This is a genomic window from Micromonospora sp. AP08 (genome assembly GCF_008085935.1).
GTDB classification, from domain to species: Bacteria; Actinomycetota; Actinomycetes; order Mycobacteriales; family Micromonosporaceae; genus Micromonospora; species Micromonospora chersina.
The window spans coordinates 237,814-257,379 of the sequence record NZ_VSEZ01000009.1; the positions used below are offsets into that span (position 1 = coordinate 237,814).

The window sequence follows — 19,566 nt, forward strand, 5'->3', positions numbered from 1 at the left end:
TCTTGTTCCACGTGAAACATCACGCGCCAGCCTCGCGCTGCGCCACCTCGTGCAGGGCGGCGAGCAGGGTCTCCGGCTCCTGGGCGCCGGTCACGGCGTACTTCCCGGCCAGCACGAAGGTCGGCACGCTGGAGACGCCGAGCTGGTGCGCGGCGCTCAGGTCCGCGGCCACCTCGCGGCGGCCGAGGTTCGACTCCAGGTAGTCCCGGGCCTCGGCCTCGTCCAGGCCCACCTCGCCGGCGAGCGTGACCAGCGCGTCGGTCGACCCGACGTCGATCCCGTCCTGGAAGTGCGCCCGGTAGAGCCGCTCGACCAGTTCGGCGGCCCTGCCCCGCTCGGTGGCGAACCGGACCAGCCGGTGCGCCTCGAAGGTGTTCGCGGCCACCGCGCGGTCGAACCGCATGTCGATCCCCGCGCCCTTGGCGACCTGGGTGACGTGGGCGGCCATGCCCTCGGCCTTGTCGCGGCCGCCGAACTTCGCGCCCAGCGCCTCGATGAGCGGCTTCGGCTCGGTCACCGGCGTCGGGTCGAGCTGGAACGGCCGGAACCGGACGGTCACCTCGCCGTCGTAGCTCGCCAGGGCCTGCTCCAGCCGGCGCTTGCCGATCCAGCACCAGGGGCAGACCACGTCGGCGTAGATCTCGATCTCCATGACCAGCGACAACCCGTCGATCAGGAGATCTGTTCCCGGACCTGGCGCTTCAGCCGGGCCAGGATGGCGGTGCCGCCGCGTACGCGCAGCGGGCTGATCGCCTGGGCCAGGCCCATCCGCTGGTAGAGGTCGTCCGGTACGGCCAGCACCTCCTCGGCGCTGGCCCCGGCCAGCCCTTCGGCCAGGATGCCGGCGAACGCCCGGGTGGTCGGCGCCTCGGGCGGGCAGTCGAAGATCGTGCTCACCGTCTTGTCCGGGTTGACCTCGGCGCGCAGGAAGAACGCGGTCTGGCACTCCGGGACCTGCTCCAGGTCCTCCCGGTCCACGCCCTCGGGCAGCGGCGGGATCACGTCGGAGAACTCCAGCAGCATCTCCAGCACCACGTCGCGTGGGGCGGCGGCGAACTCGTCGACGATCTCGGCCAGCTTGCTCGGCATCTCGGACATGACCGCCAGGCTACCGCCGGACGACCCGGCGCCCTCCGGGGTCGGCGGGAGGGCGCCGGGTCGGGCGGATCACAGGTTCGGGGCGGCCTCGCTGATGTCGCTCAGCGCGGAGTTCGGGTCGAGTTGCATGGCCAGGTCGCCGAGGGAGACGATGCCCACCAGCTTGCGCTCGTTGTCGCAGACCAGCACCCGCCGGATGTTGCGCTCGCGCATCAGCGCGGCCGCCTCGCCCGCGGTGCAGTGCTGCTCGATCATCACCACCTCGCGGGTGACGATCGAACCGATCGTGGTGCTCGTCGGGTCGGCCCGCTCGGCCACCGCACGGACCACGATGTCGCGGTCGGTCAGCATGCCGGCGAGGGTGGCCCCGTCGGTGACCACCACGTCGCCGATGTCGGACTCCTTCATCACCCTGGCCGCCTCGTCCAGGGGAGTCTCCGCGGGCAGGTAGACCACCTGCTTGGTCATCACGTCACTGACCCGGTACATGAGAGCCTCCGAAACACCTCGGTCGATCCGACTGCGGTACCCCATGGCGCGTCCGCTACACCCGGTCGCGGCGCGCCCCACGCGCCTCGTCGAGCACGCGCTCGACCAGGCCGTCCACCGGCAGCTCGATCCGCTCGCCGGAGGCGCGGTCGCGCAGCTCGACGTATCCCTCGGACAGGCGGCGGCCGACCACGACGGCGCGCGGGATGCCGATCAGCTCGGCGTCGGTGAACTTCACCCCGGCCGAGACGTGGGTGCGGTCGTCGACCAGCACCCGCAGGCCGGCCGCCGAGAGGCGCCCGCCGAGGTCCAGCGCCGCGTCGAGCTGCGGACCCTTCCCGGCCGCCACCAGGTGTACGTCGCACGGCGCGACCTCGGCCGGCCACACCAGCCCCCGGTCGTCGTGGTGCTGCTCGGCCACCGACGCGACGGCCCGCGAGACGCCGATTCCGTAGCAGCCCATGGTCGGCCGGACCGGCTTGCCCTCCGGGCCGAGCACGTCGACCGCGAAGGCGTCGGTGAACCGGCGGCCGAGCTGGAAGATGTGGCCCACCTCGATGCCCCGCCGCATGGTCAGCTCGCCGTCGCCGCAGGCCGGGCAGGGGTCGCCCGGGCGCACCTCGGCCGCCTCGATGGTGCCGTCCGGCACGAAGTCGCGCCCGCACACCACATCGGTGGCGTGCCGGCCCGGCTCGTTCGCCCCGGTCAACCAGGCGGTGCCGGTGACCACGCGCGGGTCGACCAGGTAGCGGACCCCGTGCTTGGCCAGGATCTGCGGCCCGAGGTAGCCACGGACCAGCTCCGGATGCGCCGCCCAGTCCTCGAAGACCGCCACGGTGGCCGGGTGCAGCGCCGCCTCGACCCGCTTCAGGTCCACCTCGCGGTCGCCCGGCAGGCCGATCACCAGCAGCTCCGCCTGCTCGGCGCCGGGCCGGCGCACGGCCAGCACGACGTTCTTCAAGGTGTCGGCGGCGGTCCAGCCGGTCCGGCCGCCGAGCGCGCGGGCGTTGGCCAGGTCGACCAGGGACGCGATGGTCGGCGTCTCCGGGGTGTCGTGCACCTCCACGGCCGGGTGCGCGTCCGGGTCGCCGGCCGCCGGCGCGCGGGTCACCACGGCCTCCGTGTTGGCGGCGTAGTCGCAGGTGGTGCAGCCGACGAAGGTGTCCTCGCCGACCGGCGTGGCGGCCAGGAACTCCTCCGACGCCGAGCCGCCCATCGCCCCGGACATGGCACGCACCACGGTGAAGTCCAGCCCGAGCCGGGTGAAGATCCGCTGGTACGCGTCGCGGTGCCGGTCGTAGGCGGCCTGGAGCCCCGCGGAGTCCAGGTCGAACGAGTAGGCGTCCTTCATGAGGAACTCGCGCCCGCGCAGCAGCCCGGCCCGGGGCCGGGCCTCGTCCCGGAACTTCGTCTGCACCTGGAAGAGCGTCACCGGGAAGTCCCGGTACGAGCTGAACAGGTCCTTCACCAGCAGCGCGGCCATCTCCTCGTGGGTCGGGGCGAGCAGGTGCTCGGCGCCCTTCCGGTCGGCGAGGGTGAAGATGTCGTCGCCGTACTCCGTCCACCGCCCGCTGGCCCGGTACGGCTCGGCCGGCAGCAGCGCCGGGAAGTGCACCTCCTGGTCGCCGATCGCCGCCATCTCGGCGCGGACGATCTCGGTCACCCGGTCCAGCACCAGCTTGCCGAGCGGCAGCCAGGTGTAGCCGCCCGGTGCGGCGCGGCGTACGTAGCCGGCACGGAGCAGGAGCCGGTGGCTCGGCACCTCGGCGTCGGCCGGGTCCTCGCGCAGGGTCCGGAGCAGCAGGGTCGACATGCGCAGCAGCATTGCCGCAGCGTACGGCGGGCCGGCCCGGCAGGCGATCGGATTCGCCGCTGTCCGGGGTGGAGGACGCCGTCGTGCGGGGTAGGAGAAGGACATGGATGAGAGGCCGCGGCTGACGCTGACGACGACCGTGCTGGACGCGCCCGACGCGCGCGAGCTGGCCGGGTTCTACGAACGGCTGCTCGGATGGTCCCGCGACGAGGACGAGCCGGACTGGGTCATCCTGGCCGCGTCGGATGGCGGTGCCGGACTGGCATTCCAGACCGAGCCGGCTTACGTACGGCCGGTCTGGCCGGCCGGCCCGGGCGATCCGCAGATGATGGCGCACCTCGACATCAAGGTCGACGACCTCGACGCGGCGTCGGCGTACGCGGTGTCCGTGGGCGCCACGGTGGCGGACTTCCAGCCCCAGGACGACGTACGCGTCCACCTCGACCCGGCCGGCCACCCGTTCTGCCTGTACCTCTGAACGGGTCGGTGGTGGTGATCGGTTAGGAGCGCCTGGCGTGGGTGATGAAGGCGCGCCAGGCGTCAGGGGTGAAGGTGAGTATCGGGCCGCTGGGGTCCTTGCTGTCCCGGACGCCGACCACGCCGGGCAGATTGTCGGCCACCTCGACACATTCGCCCTGGGTGCCACTACGGGTGGACTTGCGCCAGACAGCGCCGATCAGCTCCATGACGTCATCACTTCCTTCACCAGCTCGATCGTCTGCCGGTGCGTTAGAGCCTCGCTGCGGACGCTCTCCCACCTCGACAGCAGGATAGCCAGATCCTCATCTCTATCGACCACCATTCCGCCGAGCTGTGTCTCCCGGTGACCGATCCAACCGCCGTCATCACCACGTGCGAGAACGAAGGGTCCGACAAGTCCGACGTGGACGCTGACCTCGGCCGGGATCACATGCACGCTGACGTGGGGTTGCTCCGCGCACTGAATCAAGTAGTCAAGCTCGGCCGAGTACGCCGACCACCCCGTCGACCTGGCCGTCTACCTGTCCGGGCTCTACCACGAGGCCACCCACGACCTGTTCCGGTTGAACCCGCACGACGGGCCGACCCCGCGTGAGTTGTTCGAGCGGTTCGTGGCCTGGGGGCCGTACCGGAAGGGGATCGTTCAGAATCAGTGACCCCGCCGGCAACCATGGCGTGGCGGGGTGACGTCTGGGAGGGCGTCACGATGATGCACCACCTGACCCCAAGGATCGGCTCGTGTGGACCCTCTCCTGAGTGAGTTCGACTCGTTCGTGCGAACCCGTACCCCCGCCTTACTGCGGTCGGCCTACCTGCTGACCGGTGACCAGCACCTGGCCGAGGACCTCGTGCAGTCCGCCCTGGCGCGGACGCACCGCTCGTGGGGCCGGCTGCACCACAGCGGCAACGCCGAGGCGTACACCCGCAAGATCATGTATCACCTGCAGGTCTCCTGGTGGCGGCGTCGCCGGGTGGCCGAGTCGATGCCGGGCGACCTGCCCGAGCCGCGCGGAGGCGACTCGGCTCCCGACCACGCCCAGCAGACCACGCTCCGGCTGACCCTCCGGGCCGCGCTGGCGAAGCTCTCCGCCAAGCAGCGGGCCGTGCTGGTGCTCCGGTTCTTCGAGGACCGCACCGAGACCGAGGCCGCCGACCTGCTCGGCGTCACCGTCGGCACCGTCAAGAGCCAGACCTCGAAGGCCCTGGCCAAGTTGCGCACCGTCGCCCCGGAACTCGCCCAGCTCTACGTCACGGAAGGAAGCGCCCGATGAACCAGGACCGTCTTCGACTCGACCTGGCCGGGCTGGCCGAGGAGGTCACCCCGGTCGACCTGCGGGACCGGGCCCTGCGTACGTCCCGCCGGCTCGGCATCCAGCGGGCCGTCGCCACCTCGGCCGCCGCCCTCGTGGTGCTGGCGGCCGCGACCGGCACCGCCCTCGCCATCCGCCCGAACGGCTCGGCGCACACGCCCGCGCCGGCCGGGCCGTCGGTCACCAGCACCTGGCCACCGGTGGAGGTCACCCCGACCCCGGAGGCGTCGGACAGCGCCTCGCCGACCAGTTCGCCGGTGAAGCCGGCCTCAGCTCTTCCGGGCACGCGCTACTACCTGGAGAACACGTCCAGCAAGATCAGGATTCACGCCGTCCGGGACGACTCGGACCGCGTGGTCCACCAGCTTCCGATCGACCTCCCCTACAGCTGCGAGGCCAGCACCCTCACCGTCTCGCCGGACGGCAAGCGGCTGGCCTGGGTGCAGGACAGCACCGACGGCAACGCCAGTGGGATCCTCCTGGCCGGCACCCCCGGCGAGCCCGGGGCGACGACGCTGCTGGAGGACGTCAACTGTCTCGGCCCCCGGGCGCTGGTCTGGCAGGGCAGCGACCTGCTGATGGTGGGCAAGAAGAGCGGGCAGTCGGTGCTGTTCGACGTGGCGGCCAACAAGCGGGTCAACGGCGACCCGGGCCAGGAGACAGACCGGTGCTGGTCGGCCGACGGCCGGTGGCTGGCCGCGGTGGCGGACGGGAAGCCGTACGTGACGGACGGGACGCAGTCACGGCAGTACACCTACACGCCGCCTCAGGACGAGGCCGCGCACTGGGGCGGCTGGCAGGCCCGGAGCGTCTCGCTGGATGGCCGGTACGTCTCGGTCGGCTGGGTGGGCACCGACCCGTCCCGCCACGACGACAGCTTCGCCGTGGTGGACACCACCACAAGCAAGGTAGTCCACCTGCCGGGCAAGGGGCAGATCAGCAGCATCCTGTTCACTATCGACGAGAAGGTCATCGTCAAGCGGAAGAACGGCATCACCGTGCTGGACACCAACTTCAGACCGCTCGGCACCGTCACCGAGTCCGCTTCGGTGCGGAACATGGCGCTGCTGGCGTACGTGCCCTGAGCCGTTGACCGGGCAGGCCCTCAGCACCCGGTGCTGAGGGCCTGCCTCGTGGCTGGACCACATCGAACATCCCCTGAAATTCCCTCTCCGAGACGGCAACCCTCCCTTTGAAATTCGACGTCTGGGAGTGCGTCAAGCCGCTACGCCACCGAATCTGAGGACTGGAACCGTGAGCATTTTCGCCGCCCGCACCGCTCGTCTTCGTAGCCTCCGGCAGGCCGTGGCCCTCGCGGCCGCCGCGCTCGCCACGGTGGGCCTCAGCGCCTGCGGCGGCGACAAGACCGCCCCGGCTGCCGCCCCCACCTCCGCCGCCCCGGCCGCCGTTCCCTCGGCTGCTCCGGTCAGCAACTCGGACGCCGCCACCCGGCTTGCCGGCACCCGCTACTACCTGGGCCTCACCGACCGCCAGGCGACAATTCACGCCGTCAAGGGTGACTCCGACCAGGTGACGGCCCGGATACCGCTCGACTCCTGCGCCCGGAACACCGTCACCATCTCGCCTGACGGCAAGCGACTGGCCTGGGTGCGGGGCGCCGACGGTGACTGGCAGTCGGGCACCCTGGTCACCTCGGGGATCGACGGCACGCGGCAGCGGACCCTCGCCACCGACGTCAACTGTCTCGGGCCCCGGGCGCTGGCCTGGAAGGGCAGTGACCTGCTGATGGTGGGCAAGAAGAGCGGGCAGTCGGTGCTGTTCGACGTGGCGGCCGGCAAGCCGGTCCAGGGTGACCCGGGTGAGGAGACCAGCCGGTGCTGGTCCGCGGACGGTAGGTGGCTCGCTGCGGAGGACGACCAGCTCAAGCCGTTCGTCAGCGACGGGACGCAGTCGCGGCAGTACAGCTACACGCCGCCGAAGGAGGAGGCCGCGCACTGGGACGGTTGGCAGGCCCAGAGCGTGTCGATGGACGGCCGGTACGTGTCCGTCGGATGGACCGGTACCGACCCCTCCCGCCGCGATGACAGCTTCGCGGTGGTCGACACCATCAGTAGCAATGTTGTGGACCTGCCGGTTCAGGGGTTGATCCGCAGTATCACCTTCACCATCGACGACAAGGTGATCGTGAAGCAGGCGAACGGCATCACCGTCCTGGACGGCTCCTTGAAGCCGCTCGGCACGGTCGCCGAGTCCACCGCGGTGCGGAACATGAAGCTGCTGGCGTACGTGCCCTGACTCAGACCAGGAAAGGGCGGACCACCGACCGGTGGTCCGCCCTTCGCACAGTCAGCGCAGCACGGTGATCGCCCGGTCGGCCACGACGTGCTTCCAGGGCACGATCACCACGACCCCGTCCCGCTCCATGACCTTGGCCTCCTCGCCCTCGAAGCCGGCCGAGAGCGGTCCCTTCGCCACCGGGCTGACCGTGCCGGTGGCGGGGTCGACACGGACCAGCCGCGGCGGCAGCTTCCGCCGGTCGCCGGTCTCCCAGGCCAGCAGGCCCTGCTCGTCCCGGCGGATCAGTTCGACCTTGCTGGCGCTGTGCCCGGACGAGATCCAGCGCCGCTTCCCGGTGGCCAGGTCGATGGCGATGATCTGGTTGGCCGACCGGCCCGAGTTCGGCACGTTCTTCGGGAACGTCGGGTAGTAGAGCGTGTCGTCGTCGGCCAGGAACTGGTAGACGGCCGGGCCGTCGATCGCGTTGGACCGGTTGGGCGGCACGTCCCACAGTTCGGTGCCGTCGACCGGGTCGGTGAACGAGCCGGTCTGCCGGCCGGTCCTCGGGTCCCGCACCGTGTAGCTCTCGTGCCCCAGCCCGGGCAGGCTGATCAGCGGCTGCACGCTCAGCACGCCGTCGGTGACCTTCGCCTCGGGCAGCCGCTGCCGCCAGCGCACCTTGCCGGTCGCCGGGTCGACGCCGTCGACCTCACCGCCGATCGAGCAGCCGTAGGTGACCACGACCAGGTCGGCGGCGGCCCGCATGTCCTTGAACCCGCAGCCGCGCCCGGGGAGCAGCTTCTCGCCGGTGGTGCGCCACAACTGCTTCCCGTCGGCGAGGGAGAACCCGATCATGGTGTCGCCGGAGCGGACGATCACCTGCTGGCCGGCGACGGAGAGGTCCGGTGCGGCCAGCGCGTCCCGGCCCTCGCGGGCCGGCGCCGGGAACTTCGCCTGCCAGGTCAGCTTGCCGCTGGCCAGGTCGAAGCCGGCGACGGTGTCGCAGGATCGGTCGGAGCCGGCCGCCACCGCGCCCCGGCCCTCGGTCACCGCCTGTGCCGCGACGCAGAGGGAGGTGCCCTCCGGTGCGGGTGCGCCCCACGCCTGCCCGCCGTCGGAAAGCCGGTAGGCGAGCAGCCCGTCCCCCTGCGCCCGGACCACCGTGTCACCGGCCAGCCAGGCGCCGAACATGTCCTGGTGGTCGTAGGTGGTCAGGCCGGTGTCCTGCCGCTCGGGGAAGTCCAGCACCCAGGCGGTCGTCAGCTCGTCGTCGTCACCCGAGCCGCCGACCAGGCGGGAGACGCCCCAGGCGGTGCCGGCCCCGACGGCCAGCACGGCCACCAGCCCACCGGCGATCAGCAGCGCGAGACGCCCGCGCCGCCCGGGCGCCGCCGGCGGGGGCGGTGCCGCCCCGGGCCACCCCGGCGGCGGGTACGCCGGCTGCCCGGCCACGGGGTACGGCGGCTGACCGGCCTGCGGGGCCGGCGGCCAGCCCGGGTGCCCGCCCTGGGCCGGCGGCGGGACCTGCGCCCCGGGCTGTGCCGGCGCGTGCGGCGGTTGCGGCGGGACCGGCCAGCCGCCCGGCGCTCCGGGCTGCGCCTGCCAGGGGGACTGCGGGTTCGTCATCGTGCGCTCCTCGGGGTCCCGCTCACCGCGCCTGCGCCCGCACGTACGCCGCCCAGCCGGACTGGAACTGGGCCAGCGGCACGCCGAGCACCTGCTGGCTGGCCTGGTCGGCGGTGGCGCCCTGGTAGCGGGCGGTCACGAACTGGAACAGCTTCTGCTCGCCGAACTTCTCCGCCAGGTGGGTCATCGCCGCGTGCCCGAGCCAGTAGTGAAAGCTGAGCCGCCCCGGGGAGTCCCAGTCGACGTTGCCGGGCAGCGCGCCGTCCCAGTCGCCGGAGCGGACGAGCGACCGGGCCTGGGCGGTGCGGTCGCTGGACCGCAGCGGCTCGCCCCGGTGGGCCAGGTACTCGGCGAAGCCCTCCACGATCCAGTTCTCGATGCCGTCGAAGAAGTCCTGCTTGTCGGCGTCCTCCAGGCTGGCGACCAGCGAGTGGCCCACCTCGTGCCGGAAGATCTCGCGCGGGCCCTTCCGGTCGCCGGGGGCGAAGAACGACCGGTCGGCCACGTCCACGACGATCCGGCTGCCACCGATGTCGACGCCGTTCCCCGGCTCGGTGGAGACCATGCCGATCGAGACACCGGCCTCGGTGGTCTTCTCCTTGTTGATCCGGTAGAGCGAGCCGAGGTCCGCCTTCCCCTTGACCAGGCTGATGACGAAGCCCTTCGGGATGTCGGCGGTGACCCCGCCGGCTCGCCAGGCGGCGAGGTCCTCGGCCACCGCCGCCTCGGCGACCGGGGCGTACCGCTTCGCCTCGGCGGCCAGCGCGGCGTCGGTGACGACCAGGGTGTGCGCGGTGCGCTCGACGTGGATGTCGGCCCACTTGTCCCAGGGCCCGGGGTAGTAGACGGTCTTCGAGTTGCCCAGCGCGGCGGGCGCCCCGGTGACCGCGGTGACCTTGAGCGGCGCGCCCGGGCTCTCCCGGACGACGGTCCAGCGGTACCACTCGGCGACCGGGGTGAGGTCGTACCCCTCGAACTGGTGCACGAAGGACACGTCGAGCTGGAAGCTGACCCCGCGGCCGAAGCTGTCGGTGGTCCGGCCCTGCTGGGCGACGGTGCGGTACCGGCCGACCGCCAGCGGCAGCTTGCCCAGGTTGGTGAAGAGCCGGGTCTGCCCGGCGACCAGGTCCTTGCGGGCCGGGTCGAAGGGGGCCAGGTAGCCCTTCAGGTCCTTGTCGGCGAGGGCCTTGCTGTGCCGGGCCAGCAGGTCGTCCAGTTCCTGCTGGGTGACGCTCACCCCGTTGGCCGCGGCGGCGGCCTTCGGGGCCGCGTCGTCGCCGCGCTTGCTCAGCCCGACTCCCACGCCGACTGCCGCGCCGGCGCAGAGGGTCAGCGCCAGCACCCCGGCGCCGATCCCGATCCAGAGGCCGCGCCGGGACTTCGGCCGCGGCGGCGGGACCGGCGGGTACGGCCCGAACCCCGGCTGCGCCGGCCCACCCGGGTACGCACCCGGCGGCCCGTGACCGGGCGCGGCGGGAAAGCCCGGCGGGGCGGCCGGGTACGCCTGGACCGGCGGGTGCGGCTGACCGTCGACCGGGTGTCCCTGGGTCATGTGTGCCTCGTTCGCGCCGTCGGTGAGCAGCCGCAGTGGCGGGCGCCTCCCGCCCCCGGACCGGATGACGGGCAATATCATCCACAATCCGCCGGGCGGTTTCTGCCCCGGATCCATCAGGCGGGACATATGTCCCGATGACTTCCGCCACGTCCGGCGCGGGGGTCGGGCGGCCGGTGGCCGGTCGGTGCGAAACTGGCCGACGCAGCTCTGCGGGTCGGTCAGAGGGAGGCGCAGTGCGCTGGCGCAACTATGTGGCGGTGGGCGACAGCTTCACCGAGGGGATGGACGACGCGTATCCGGACGGCACCTACCGGGGCTGGGCCGACCTGGTCGCCACCCGGCTGGCGGCCGAGGCCGGCCCGGATTTCGGGTACGCCAACCTGGCCATCCGGGGCCGCCTGTTCCCGAACGTCGTGGCCGAGCAGGTGCCGGCCGCGCTGGCCATGAAGCCCGACCTGATCAGCTTCGCGGCCGGCGGCAACGACGTGCTGCGCCGCACGTTCGACCCGGACTCGTTCGTGCCGCGCTTCGACGCGGTGGTCGGCCGGCTGCGCTCCGGCGGCGCGGACGTGGTGCTGTTCCGGTTCGCCGACGTGATGGCCCGGCTGCCCGGGCAGCGGCTGGTGGCTCCCCGGGTGACCCTGCTCAACCGGGTGGTCGGCGAGGTCGCCGAGCGGCACGGCGCCATCCTGGTCGACCTGTACGCCGACGACAGCTACCTCAACCCGATGCTGTGGAGCACCGACCGGTTGCACCTGTCGGCCGCCGGGCACCGGCGGGTGGCCGGGCAGGTGCTCACCGCGCTCGGCGTGGGCTGCGACGAGGAGTGGCTGATGGTGCCGCCGCACCCGGCCCCCACTCCCTGGCTGGCCGCCCGGGCGGCCGATCTGCGCTGGGCCGGCCAGCACCTGGCCCCGTGGCTCAAGCGCCGGCTCACCGGCCGCTCCTCCGGCGACTTCGTCACCGCCAAGCGGCCGGTGCTCGGGCCGATCACCCTCGACTGACGGTGCGGACCCTGCACGCCGCGTCCCTGCTGCGGCTCACCCTCGACGACGAGCCCCGGCCGGGGCACGCCGTCCTGGTGACCGGCGACCGGGTCGAGGCCGTCGCGCCGCTGAGCGAGCTGACCGGGGCGTACCCCGAGGTGCGGGTGCGGCGGTGGGACGGGACCCTCGGGCCGGCGCTGGTGCACGAGGGGCCGCTGCCGCCCGCGCCGACCCCGCGCGAGCGGGTGCACGCCCTGTTCCGGCTGGGGGCCGCCGCGGTGCTCGCCGACCACGTCACCGACCCGGCGCTGCGGGCCGCCGCGGCGCGCAACGAGGTGGCGGTGCTGCCCGCCGCCCGCCCTCCGGCGCTGGTCGTCGGCGGCCGGGCCGACCTGGCCGTCTTCGGTGCCGACGGCTCCTGCCTGGCCACCGTGGTGGCCGGCCGGCTGGTGCACCGCCGCGCCTGACCCGCGTGGGGGCCGCCACATCCGCCGACCCCGATTCGGGATGGCCGGTCCCGACCTCGTGATCCGGCGTACCTTGGGGCTCATGCCTGTGCCGAGTGATCCGAATCCGCACCTCCAGTCGTACGCCGACCCGCAGCGCCTGGTCACCACGGAGTGGCTGGCCGAGCACCTGGGCGACGAGGGCCTCGTGGTGGTCGAGTCCGACGAGGACGTCCTGCTCTACGACACCGGCCACATCCCCGGCGCCGTGAAGGTCGACTGGCACACCGAGCTGAACGACCAGGTGACCCGGGACTACCTGGACGCCAGGAGCTTCGCCGAGCTGTGCGCCGCCAAGGGCATCGGCCGCGGCGACACCGTGGTCTTCTACGGAGACAACTTCAACTGGTGGGCCGCGTACGCCCTCTGGGTCTTCGGGCTCTTCGGCCACGCCGATGTCCGGCTGCTCGACGGCGGCCGGATGAAGTGGGTCGCCGAGGGGCGCGAGATGTCCAAGGAGAAGGTGAGCCGGCCGCGCGCCGACTACCCGGTGCCGGAGCGGAACGACGCGCCGATCCGGGCGTTCCGCGACGAGGTGATGGCGCACGTGACCGCCGGCCGGCCGCTGGTCGACGTGCGGTCGCCGGGGGAGTACACGGGCGAGATGCTGCACATGGCGGCGTACCCGCAGGAGGGCGCGCTGCGCGGCGGGCACATCCCGGGCGCGGTGAGCAAGCCGTGGAAGGCCGCCGCGAACGAGGACGGCACCTTCAAGCCGGTGGACGAGCTGCGCGCCATCTACCAGGACCAGCTCGGGCTGAGCCCGTCCGACGACGTGGTGGCGTACTGCCGGATCGGCGAGCGGTCCAGCCACACCTGGTTCGTGCTGCACCACCTGCTCGGGTTCCCGAAGGTGCGCAACTACGACGGCTCGTGGACCGAGTGGGGCAACCTGGTCCGGGCCCCCGTCGTGCGGGGCGACGAGCCGGGCAGCATCAACGGCTGATTCGACCGGCCGGTCCCCGCGTGGCGCGTCGCCCGCGGGGACCTTGCCGTTTCCGGGCCGGGCGGGTCAGCTCTCGGGCCGGCCGGTCAGGTAGCGCTGGAGGGTCGGTGCGACCCAGGCCACGAGCTCGTCCGGCGTCATCTCCACGACCGGCGGCAGCCGGACGATGTACCGGGTGAAGGCCAGGCCGAGGGTCTGGCTGGCCACGAGGCCGGCCCGGCGGGCGGTGGACGCCGGGTCGGTGCCGAAGCCGGCCACGGCCGCGGCGAGCTGGTCGGCGAAGAGGAGGCGCATCCGCTCGGCCGCTCCCGGGTTGGTGCTGGCGGCCCGGAGCAGGGCGGCGAGGGTCTCGTCGCCCTCCCAGCGGCGGAGGAAGTGCCGCACCAGCGTCTCGCCGAGCCGGTCCGGCGGCACGGCGGCCAGGTCCGGCAGGCGCAGGTCGAACTCGGCGGCCGCGGCGAAGAGCCCCTCCTTGCTGCCGTAGTAGCGCATCACCATGGACGGGTCGATCCGGGCCTCGGCGGCGATGGCCCGGATGGTGGCCCGCTCGTAGCCGTCGGCGGCGAACCGTTCGCGGGCGGCGCGCAGGATGGCGGCCCGGGTGGCGTCCGAGCGGCGGGCGCGGGGTGCCGTGTCGGTCATGCCCACAACTGTAGGCCAACAGGCGTTGACACAGAAGCCGAGCCGCGCCTACCGTCGTCAACAAGTGTTGGCAAACAGTTGTTGACACACCTGGAGGTGGGACATGCTTCCCGAGCGCACCGATGTCCTCGTGGTGGGTGCCGGGCCGACCGGCCTGGCCGTGGCCGCCACCCTGGCCGGGCACGGCGTCACCGCGACCGTGGTGGACCGGCTCGCCGCCCCGCCGGTCACCTCACGGGCCGCCGTGGTCCACGCCGGCACCCTGGAGGTGCTGGACCGGATCGGCGTCGCCGCCCCGCTGGCCGCCCGAGGGCTGCCGTCGAGGCGGTTCACCGTCCGCGAGCGGGACCGGGTGCTGCTCACCGTCCCCTTCGACCGGTTGCCGTCCCGCTACCCCTACGCGCTGCTGGTCTCCCAGGCCGAGACCGAGGCAGTGCTCGCCGACCGGCTGACCGCGCTCGGCGGGCGGGTGCTCCGGCCGTACGAGCTGACCGGCCTCGACCTCGACGGCGACCGCGCCACCGCGACGTTCGCAGGCGGCGAGACGGTTCGGGCCCGCTGGGTGGTCGGTGCCGACGGCATGCGCAGCCCGGTCCGTGAGCTGGCCGGCATCGACTTCGGCGGGCCCGCCGACCCGGGCGAGTCCTTCCTGCTCGCCGACGTCCGCGTCGACAGCGTGCTGCCCCGCGACCAGGTCAACCTCTTCCTCGCCCCGCAGGGGCCGCTGGTCTGGGCGCCGCTGCCCGACGGCACCGTACGGCTGGTCGCCTCGGTGCCCGACGCGCCCCGCGAGCCGCAGGCCCGCCACTTCCAGGACCTGCTCGACGAGCGGGGGCCGGCCCGGCGACCGGACCGGGTCACCGACGTGCGCTGGAGCTCCCGGTTCCGGATCCACCACCGGATCGCCGGCACCTACCGGTCCGGCCCGGTCCTGCTCGCCGGGGACGCGGCGCACGTGCACAGCCCGGCCGGCGGGCAGGGGATGAACCTCGGCCTGCGGGACGCGGTCGCCCTGGGCGACACGCTCGCCGCCGTGCTGGCCGGAGGCCCCGACGCGCTCCTCGACGGGTACGCCGCCGCCCGCCGCCCGCTCGCCGAGGAGGTGCTCGGCTTCGCCGCCGGTCTCACCCGGCTCACCGCCGTCCCGCCGGTCGCCCGCCCCGTGCGCGACCTGCTGCTCCGGGGCGCCTCGGTCCTGCCGCCGGTCCGGCAGCGGCTCGCCGTCCGGCTGGCCGGCTTCGAACCGGGCGCCCGGTGAGGATCAGGCCGTCTGCGGAACGTTCCCCAGGCGGCGGCCGTGACCAGGGCGAACACGCCCGCCGCCGCGCCGACCACCGGGCCCACCCCGTACGCCTCGCCGGCGAGCCCGGCCAGCGCCGCCCCGACCGGCGCGGCGGCCAGGCCGACCACGCGCTGCGCCGCGCCGACCCGCCCGAGCAGCTCCGCCGGCACGTGCCCCTGCCCGTACGCCGACCAGAGGCTGTTCCAGATCGTGGTGCCGGCGGCGAACGCGGCCAGCGCGACGCCCCCGGTCACCGGGCCGCGGGCCAGGGCGAACCCGGTCAGCGCCAGGGTCTGCCCGAGCAGCACGGCGCGCAGCGCGGGCAGGGTGCCGAACCGGGCCGCCACCCGCCCGGCGACCAGCGCCCCGAGCAGCCCACCGGCCACCACCCCCGCCGCGAACAACCCGTACGCCTGCGCCGGCACCCGCAGCGCCCCGAGCGCGTAGAGCACCAGCACCGCCATCACCCCGCTGATCGCCAGGTTCGACCCGGCCGAGGCGAGGGCGATCCCCCACAGCACCCGGTCCCGACGCACCCACCGCATTCCGGCCCACGCCTCCCGCCACACCCCCCGACCGGCCGGCCGCGGCGGGGCCGCCGGCAGCGGACGGAGGGCGAGGACGAGGGCGGCCGCGAGGACGAAGGTGAGCGCGTCCACGGCGAACGGGAGCGACGCGGCCAGGGCGAAGAGGACCCCGGCCAGCGGGGTGCCGAGCAGGCCGCCCGCCACGGCCGTGCCGGCCTGGAGCCGGCCGTTGGCGGTGGCCAGGGCGGCCGGCGACACCAGGGACGGCAGCAGGGCGAAGGCGGACGCGTCGAAGAGCGTGCCCAGGGTGGCGAGCAGGAACGCGGCGGCGGCCAGCGCGGCCACCCCGGCCCGGCCGGTGGCGACCAGCCCGGCCAGCGCCGCCACCACCACGGCCCGGGCCCCGTCCACCGCCGCCATGGTCCGGCGCCGGTCCCACCGGTCGGCGTACGCGCCGGCGAGCAGCCCGAACAGCAGCGGCGGGAGCTGCCCGGCCACGGTCACCGCGGCGATCGCCCGGGGGTCGCGGGTGAGCGCGGCGGCCAGCAGGGCGAGGGCCGGCGTACGCAGCGCGTCGCCGAAGCGGGACGAGACGGCGGCGGACCAGAGCAGCCGGTAGTCCCGGCCGAGCGCGGTGGCGGTAGCGGTCATGCCGACGGACCCTGCGGCCTGAACCCGGTCGAGGGTCAAGGGGCCCGGGATGTGAGGCGACCGACGGGTAACCGAGACTCCACCAGCTTGGGCGCGCGGTCTAGGCTGACCCGGTGGCGGTGGAACAGCAGGCGCGGGGCGCGGCGAACGGCGCGACGGGTGCGGGCCGGCGCCGGTCCCGGCGGGACGAGATCCTGGAGATCGCGGTCGGGCTCTTCGCGGCGCGCGGCTACCACGGCGTGTCGATGGACGACATCGGCGCGGCCGCCGGGGTCACCGGCCCGGCGCTCTACCACCACTTCGCCGGCAAGGAGGCGATGCTGGTCGCCGCGCTGATCCCGGTCAGCGAGGGGCTGCTCGCGGGCGGCAAGGAGCGGGCCGCCAACCACCCCGACGACCCGCGCGGCACGCTGGAGTCGCTGATCGACTTCCACGTCGACTTCGCGCTGGCCAACCCCGCGGTGATCGCCCTGCACCTGCACGAGCTGGACCGCCTCCCGGACGAGCCGCGCCGCCGCATCCGCCGGCTCCAGCGGATGTACGTCGAGGAATGGGTGACCGTGCTGACCGCGCTGCACCCCGGGCTGCCGGACGGCGAGGCGCGGGTGCTCGCGCACGCGGCGTTCGGCCTCATGAACTCCACCCCGTTCCTCGGTGGCGAGGTGGACCGCCGGCGCCGGGCCGAGCTGCTGCGGGGTGCGACGCTCGCCGCGCTCCTCGCCCCCACGGATCCGGCCTGACGCGCGACGCGCCTTAACGCCCGTTAAGCACGCGTGCCGTCCGCGTGTTAAGAAGAGGCCCCTGCTATGCAAGAAGCGTTGAGAGGGGAGCCTTCCTTGATCGAATCGCTGTTGGTGGCCAACCGTGGCGAGATCGCGCGCCGGATCGTCCGCACCGCGAAGAAGCTCGGGATCCGTGCGATCGTGGTGCACTCGGAGGCCGACGCCGGCCTGCCGTTCGTGACCGAGGCCGACGAGGCGGTCTGCGTCGGCCCGGCCAACCCCGCGCTGAGCTACCGCAACGTCGAGGCGATCATCGCCGCCGCGAAGGACACCGGCGCCCAGGCGATCCACCCCGGCTACGGCTTCCTGTCCGAGAACGCGGACTTCGCCCGTACCGTCGAGGCCAGCGGCCTGATCTGGGTCGGCCCCGGCGCGGACGCGATCAGCGCGATGGGCGACAAGATCAACGCCCGGAACCTCATGGCGGCGGCCGGGGTGCCGGTCGCGCCCGGCACCACCGAGCCGGCGGCCGACCTGGCCGCGGCGGTCGCCGCCGCCGCGGAGATCGGCTACCCGGTGATGGTCAAGGCCGCGGCCGGTGGCGGCGGGATGGGCATGGGCGTGGCGACCGACGAGGCCGGGCTGCGCACCGAGTACGACAAGGTCCGCTCGTTCGCCGAGCGGATGTTCGGCGACGGCTCGGTGCTGATCGAGCGCTACTTCCCCCGGGTACGCCACGTCGAGGTGCAGATCCTCGGCCTGGCCGACGGCCGGGTGGTGGCCCTCGGCGAGCGTGAGTGCTCGGTGCAGCGGCGCAACCAGAAGCTGGTCGAGGAGTCCCCGTCCCCGGCGGTCTCGCCCGAGCTCCGGGAGCGGTTCCTGGCGGCGGCGGTCCGGGCGGGCGAGGCGGTCAACTACCGCAACGCCGGCACCGTCGAGTGTCTGCTCGACCCCACCACCGATGAATTCTTCTTCCTGGAGATGAACACGCGGCTCCAGGTCGAGCACCCGGTCACCGAGTACGTCTACGGCGTCGACCTGGTCGAGGAGCAGCTGCGGGTGGCCGCCGGGCTGGCCCCCACCTTCGACCCGGACGCGCTCGCGCCGCGCGGGCACGCCATCGAGCTGCGGATCAACGCCGAGGACCCGAAGCGGTTCCTGCCCGGCCCGGGCGCGATCACCACCTGGAATGAGCCGGCCGGGGAGGGCGTCCGGGTCGACTCCGGCTACGTCGCCGGCAACACGGTCACCCCGTTCTACGACAGCCTGATGGCCAAGCTGATCGTCAGCGGCGCCACCCGGGACGAGGCGGTCGAGCGGGCCAGGGCCGCGGTGGCCCAGTTCGAGATCGCCGGCCCGAAGAACAACCTGCCCTTCTTCGTCGAGCTGCTGGAGAACCCGGAGTTCCTCTCCGGCGACTACGACACCGGCATCGTCTCCCGCATGCGCTGACGCCTGCCTCGCCCGCCCTCTCGGGGTTGATCATGAAGTTAGCGGCAAATCTTGCCCGTTTTGTCGCCGCTGACTTCATGGTCACCGGCGAGAGTCGGGCGGGTGGGATGCTGGACGTACCATCCGTAACACCGTCACAGCGAGGTGACCCCTTATGGCGGAACTGCCGGACTTCGTCTCCATCCGGGAGGTCGGGCCGCGCGACGGGCTCCAGAACGAGGAGCCCATCCCCACCGACGCGAAGGTGCGGCTGATCGACGCGCTGTCGCGCACCGGCGTGCGGCGGATCGAAGCCGTGTCCTTCGTGCACCCGAAGGCGATCCCGCAGATGGCCGACGCCGACGAGGTGTGGCAGCGGGCCGCGAAGGCCGACGGGGTGCGCTACTCCGCGCTGGTGCCGAACAGCCGGGGCGCCCAGCGCGCCCTCGCCGCCGGCTTCACCGAGATCGAGGTGGTGGTCTCGGCCAGCGACACGCACAACCGGCGCAACGTCAACCGCTCCACCGAGGAGTCGCTCGACGACATCGCCGAGCTGATCGACCTGCTGCACAGTGCGGGCGCGACCGCCGAGGTGATCGTGGCGACCAGCTTCGGCTGCCCGTACGAGGGCGACGTCGACCCGAAGCGGGTGGCCGGCATCGTCGACCGGGTGGTCCGCGACGGCGCCGACCGCGTGGCGTTCGGCGACACCACCGGCATGGGCACGCCCCGGCGGGTCCGCGAGCTGGTCACCGCGGTCCGGGACCGCAACGCCCACGTGCCGGTGCTGCTGCACTTCCACAACACCCGGGGCACGGCGCTGGCCAACATGCTCACCGCCATGGAGCTGGGCGTCACCGAGTTCGACGCCAGCGTCGGCGGTCTGGGCGGCTGCCCCTACGCCCCGGGCGCCAGCGGCAACCTGGCCACCGAGGAGGCCGTGCACATGCTGCACGACATGGGCATCGACACCGGGATCGACCTGGACGCGCTCATCGAGGCCGCCGAGCTGGCCGAGGAACTGGTCGGCAAGAAGCTCCCCTCCGGCGTCCTCCGCGCCGGCCCCCGCACCCGCCTGACCCCGATCCCCTCCTGACCACCCCGGCGCTGGCCCCCTTCGCAGCGTTGATCAAGAAGTTTGCGTCTGAATCCGGCCCGATCCGGACGCAAACTTCTTGATCAACGCGCGAGGCCGGCGGGAGGCCGGCGTGGGGTCGCCGGACCGGGTTTGGATGGGATAGCCTAACGATCGTTCAGGTCGGTC

The 19,566-nt window shown here is 73.3% G+C and carries 20 protein-coding genes and 1 pseudogene; 11 read left to right on the forward strand and 10 right to left on the reverse strand.

From position 1 onward, the window contains the following. Positions 1–19: 19 nt before the first annotated feature. The 4 genes from FXF50_RS17930 to FXF50_RS17945 form a co-directional block, all read right to left on the reverse strand. A complete protein-coding gene (locus tag FXF50_RS17930) occupies positions 20–652 on the reverse strand; it encodes a DsbA family protein (protein WP_148429251.1) in 633 nt (210 codons plus the stop codon). Positions 653–672: 20 nt separating this feature from the next. Then, positions 673–1,098: a SufE family protein gene (locus FXF50_RS17935; RefSeq protein WP_107077952.1), complete on the reverse strand. Its 426-nt coding sequence runs from the start codon at positions 1,096–1,098 to the stop codon at positions 673–675. A gap of 69 nt (positions 1,099–1,167) precedes the next feature. Then, positions 1,168–1,587, reverse strand: a complete 420-nt coding sequence (locus tag FXF50_RS17940; protein WP_091316216.1) for a CBS domain-containing protein — start codon at positions 1,585–1,587, stop codon at positions 1,168–1,170. A 55-nt stretch (positions 1,588–1,642) separates the two neighbouring features. Then, complete coding sequence (locus FXF50_RS17945) at positions 1,643–3,412, reverse strand: proline--tRNA ligase (protein ID WP_148429253.1); 1,770 nt, start codon at positions 3,410–3,412, stop codon at positions 1,643–1,645. A gap of 91 nt (positions 3,413–3,503) precedes the next feature. On the opposite strand from FXF50_RS17945, the gene FXF50_RS17950 reads away from it, so the two are divergent. After that, positions 3,504–3,878, forward strand: coding sequence for a VOC family protein (locus FXF50_RS17950; protein ID WP_148429255.1), 375 nt, complete (start codon positions 3,504–3,506; stop codon positions 3,876–3,878). Positions 3,879–3,900: 22 nt separating this feature from the next. On the opposite strand, the gene FXF50_RS17955 is transcribed toward FXF50_RS17950, so the two are convergent. After that, a complete protein-coding gene (locus FXF50_RS17955; RefSeq protein WP_148429257.1) occupies positions 3,901–4,086 on the reverse strand; it encodes a DUF397 domain-containing protein in 186 nt (61 codons plus the stop codon). Continuing rightward, positions 4,077–4,316 carry a Scr1 family TA system antitoxin-like transcriptional regulator gene (locus FXF50_RS29575; RefSeq protein ID WP_370464125.1) on the reverse strand — a complete coding sequence of 80 codons (240 nt, stop codon included), beginning with the start codon at positions 4,314–4,316 and terminating at the stop codon, positions 4,077–4,079. The genes FXF50_RS17955 and FXF50_RS29575 overlap by 10 nt, the downstream gene beginning before the upstream one ends. 304 nt (positions 4,317–4,620) lie before the next feature. Between FXF50_RS29575 and FXF50_RS17965 the strand changes: the two genes are divergently transcribed. The 3 genes from FXF50_RS17965 to FXF50_RS17975 all read left to right on the forward strand — a co-directional run bounded on the left by FXF50_RS17965 (position 4,621) and on the right by FXF50_RS17975 (position 7,446). Continuing rightward, positions 4,621–5,151 (forward strand): SigE family RNA polymerase sigma factor, encoded by a 531-nt coding sequence (locus FXF50_RS17965; RefSeq protein WP_148429260.1) that lies wholly within the window; start codon positions 4,621–4,623, stop codon positions 5,149–5,151. Beyond that, on the forward strand, positions 5,148–6,275 hold the full coding sequence (locus FXF50_RS17970; protein WP_148429262.1) for a PD40 domain-containing protein: 1,128 nt from the start codon (positions 5,148–5,150) through the stop codon (positions 6,273–6,275). Before FXF50_RS17965 ends, FXF50_RS17970 begins: the two co-directional genes overlap by 4 nt. Before the next feature lie 169 nt (positions 6,276–6,444). After that, complete coding sequence (locus tag FXF50_RS17975; RefSeq protein ID WP_148429264.1) at positions 6,445–7,446, forward strand: PD40 domain-containing protein; 1,002 nt, start codon at positions 6,445–6,447, stop codon at positions 7,444–7,446. 51 nt (positions 7,447–7,497) lie between these two features. Here the strand turns inward: FXF50_RS17975 and FXF50_RS17980 are convergent, their stop codons facing one another. Both FXF50_RS17980 and FXF50_RS17985 read right to left on the reverse strand, forming a co-directional pair. Beyond that, complete coding sequence (locus FXF50_RS17980) at positions 7,498–9,054, reverse strand: PQQ-binding-like beta-propeller repeat protein (RefSeq protein ID WP_148429266.1); 1,557 nt, start codon at positions 9,052–9,054, stop codon at positions 7,498–7,500. A 22-nt stretch (positions 9,055–9,076) separates the two neighbouring features. Then, entirely contained in the window at positions 9,077–10,606 is a 1,530-nt protein-coding gene (locus tag FXF50_RS17985) for a hypothetical protein (RefSeq protein ID WP_148429268.1), read from the reverse strand. A gap of 236 nt (positions 10,607–10,842) precedes the next feature. Here FXF50_RS17985 and FXF50_RS17990 point away from each other — a divergent pair, with 236 nt between their 5' ends. The 3 genes from FXF50_RS17990 to FXF50_RS18000 all read left to right on the forward strand — a co-directional run bounded on the left by FXF50_RS17990 (position 10,843) and on the right by FXF50_RS18000 (position 13,047). Beyond that, positions 10,843–11,613, forward strand: coding sequence for an SGNH/GDSL hydrolase family protein (locus FXF50_RS17990; RefSeq protein ID WP_148429270.1), 771 nt, complete (start codon positions 10,843–10,845; stop codon positions 11,611–11,613). Positions 11,614–11,615: 2 nt separating this feature from the next. Further along, positions 11,616–12,062, forward strand: a complete 447-nt coding sequence (locus FXF50_RS17995) for a hypothetical protein (protein WP_148429272.1) — start codon at positions 11,616–11,618, stop codon at positions 12,060–12,062. Between the two features lie 82 nt (positions 12,063–12,144). Then, positions 12,145–13,047: a sulfurtransferase gene (locus FXF50_RS18000; protein WP_148429274.1), complete on the forward strand. Its 903-nt coding sequence runs from the start codon at positions 12,145–12,147 to the stop codon at positions 13,045–13,047. A gap of 66 nt (positions 13,048–13,113) precedes the next feature. Here the strand turns inward: FXF50_RS18000 and FXF50_RS18005 are convergent, their stop codons facing one another. Next, positions 13,114–13,689 carry a TetR family transcriptional regulator gene (locus FXF50_RS18005; protein ID WP_187399713.1) on the reverse strand — a complete coding sequence of 192 codons (576 nt, stop codon included), beginning with the start codon at positions 13,687–13,689 and terminating at the stop codon, positions 13,114–13,116. Between the two features lie 103 nt (positions 13,690–13,792). Here FXF50_RS18005 and FXF50_RS18010 point away from each other — a divergent pair, with 103 nt between their 5' ends. Then, entirely contained in the window at positions 13,793–14,947 is a 1,155-nt protein-coding gene (locus FXF50_RS18010; RefSeq protein WP_148429278.1) for an FAD-dependent monooxygenase, read from the forward strand. A 98-nt stretch (positions 14,948–15,045) separates the two neighbouring features. Here the strand turns inward: FXF50_RS18010 and FXF50_RS18015 are convergent. Continuing rightward, positions 15,046–16,149: pseudogene (locus FXF50_RS18015) on the reverse strand (MFS transporter); the annotation flags it as partial. Between the two features lie 113 nt (positions 16,150–16,262). Between FXF50_RS18015 and FXF50_RS18020 the strand changes: the two are divergent. From FXF50_RS18020 to FXF50_RS18030, 3 genes are all read left to right on the forward strand, one after another. Beyond that, the gene (locus FXF50_RS18020) at positions 16,263–16,889 is read left to right on the forward strand and encodes a TetR/AcrR family transcriptional regulator (RefSeq protein WP_091316184.1); all 627 of its coding nucleotides are present in this window, start codon (positions 16,263–16,265) and stop codon (positions 16,887–16,889) included. A gap of 96 nt (positions 16,890–16,985) precedes the next feature. Then, a complete protein-coding gene (locus FXF50_RS18025; RefSeq protein WP_148429280.1) occupies positions 16,986–18,323 on the forward strand; it encodes an acetyl/propionyl/methylcrotonyl-CoA carboxylase subunit alpha in 1,338 nt (445 codons plus the stop codon). A 163-nt stretch (positions 18,324–18,486) separates the two neighbouring features. Then, the gene (locus tag FXF50_RS18030; RefSeq protein WP_187399720.1) at positions 18,487–19,398 is read left to right on the forward strand and encodes a hydroxymethylglutaryl-CoA lyase; all 912 of its coding nucleotides are present in this window, start codon (positions 18,487–18,489) and stop codon (positions 19,396–19,398) included. Positions 19,399–19,566 lie beyond the last annotated feature (168 nt).

Excerpts from the sequence above, each read along its gene's own strand:
- FXF50_RS17930 (WP_148429251.1), bottom strand. The coding sequence starts at position 652 with ATGGAGATCGAGATCTACGCCGACGTGGTCTGCCCCTGGTGCTGGATC.
- FXF50_RS17935 (WP_107077952.1), bottom strand. The coding sequence starts at position 1,098 with ATGTCCGAGATGCCGAGCAAGCTGGCCGAGATCGTCGACGAGTTCGCC.
- FXF50_RS17940 (WP_091316216.1), bottom strand. The coding sequence starts at position 1,587 with ATGTACCGGGTCAGTGACGTGATGACCAAGCAGGTGGTCTACCTGCCC.
- FXF50_RS17945 (WP_148429253.1), bottom strand. The coding sequence starts at position 3,412 with ATGCTGCTGCGCATGTCGACCCTGCTGCTCCGGACCCTGCGCGAGGAC.
- FXF50_RS17950 (WP_148429255.1), top strand. The coding sequence starts at position 3,504 with ATGGATGAGAGGCCGCGGCTGACGCTGACGACGACCGTGCTGGACGCG.
- FXF50_RS17955 (WP_148429257.1), bottom strand. The coding sequence starts at position 4,086 with ATGGAGCTGATCGGCGCTGTCTGGCGCAAGTCCACCCGTAGTGGCACC.
- FXF50_RS17970 (WP_148429262.1), top strand. The coding sequence starts at position 5,148 with ATGAACCAGGACCGTCTTCGACTCGACCTGGCCGGGCTGGCCGAGGAG.
- FXF50_RS17980 (WP_148429266.1), bottom strand. The coding sequence starts at position 9,054 with ATGACGAACCCGCAGTCCCCCTGGCAGGCGCAGCCCGGAGCGCCGGGC.
- FXF50_RS17985 (WP_148429268.1), bottom strand. The coding sequence starts at position 10,606 with ATGACCCAGGGACACCCGGTCGACGGTCAGCCGCACCCGCCGGTCCAG.
- FXF50_RS18000 (WP_148429274.1), top strand. The coding sequence starts at position 12,145 with ATGCCTGTGCCGAGTGATCCGAATCCGCACCTCCAGTCGTACGCCGAC.
- FXF50_RS18005 (WP_187399713.1), bottom strand. The coding sequence starts at position 13,689 with ATGACCGACACGGCACCCCGCGCCCGCCGCTCGGACGCCACCCGGGCC.
- FXF50_RS18010 (WP_148429278.1), top strand. The coding sequence starts at position 13,793 with ATGCTTCCCGAGCGCACCGATGTCCTCGTGGTGGGTGCCGGGCCGACC.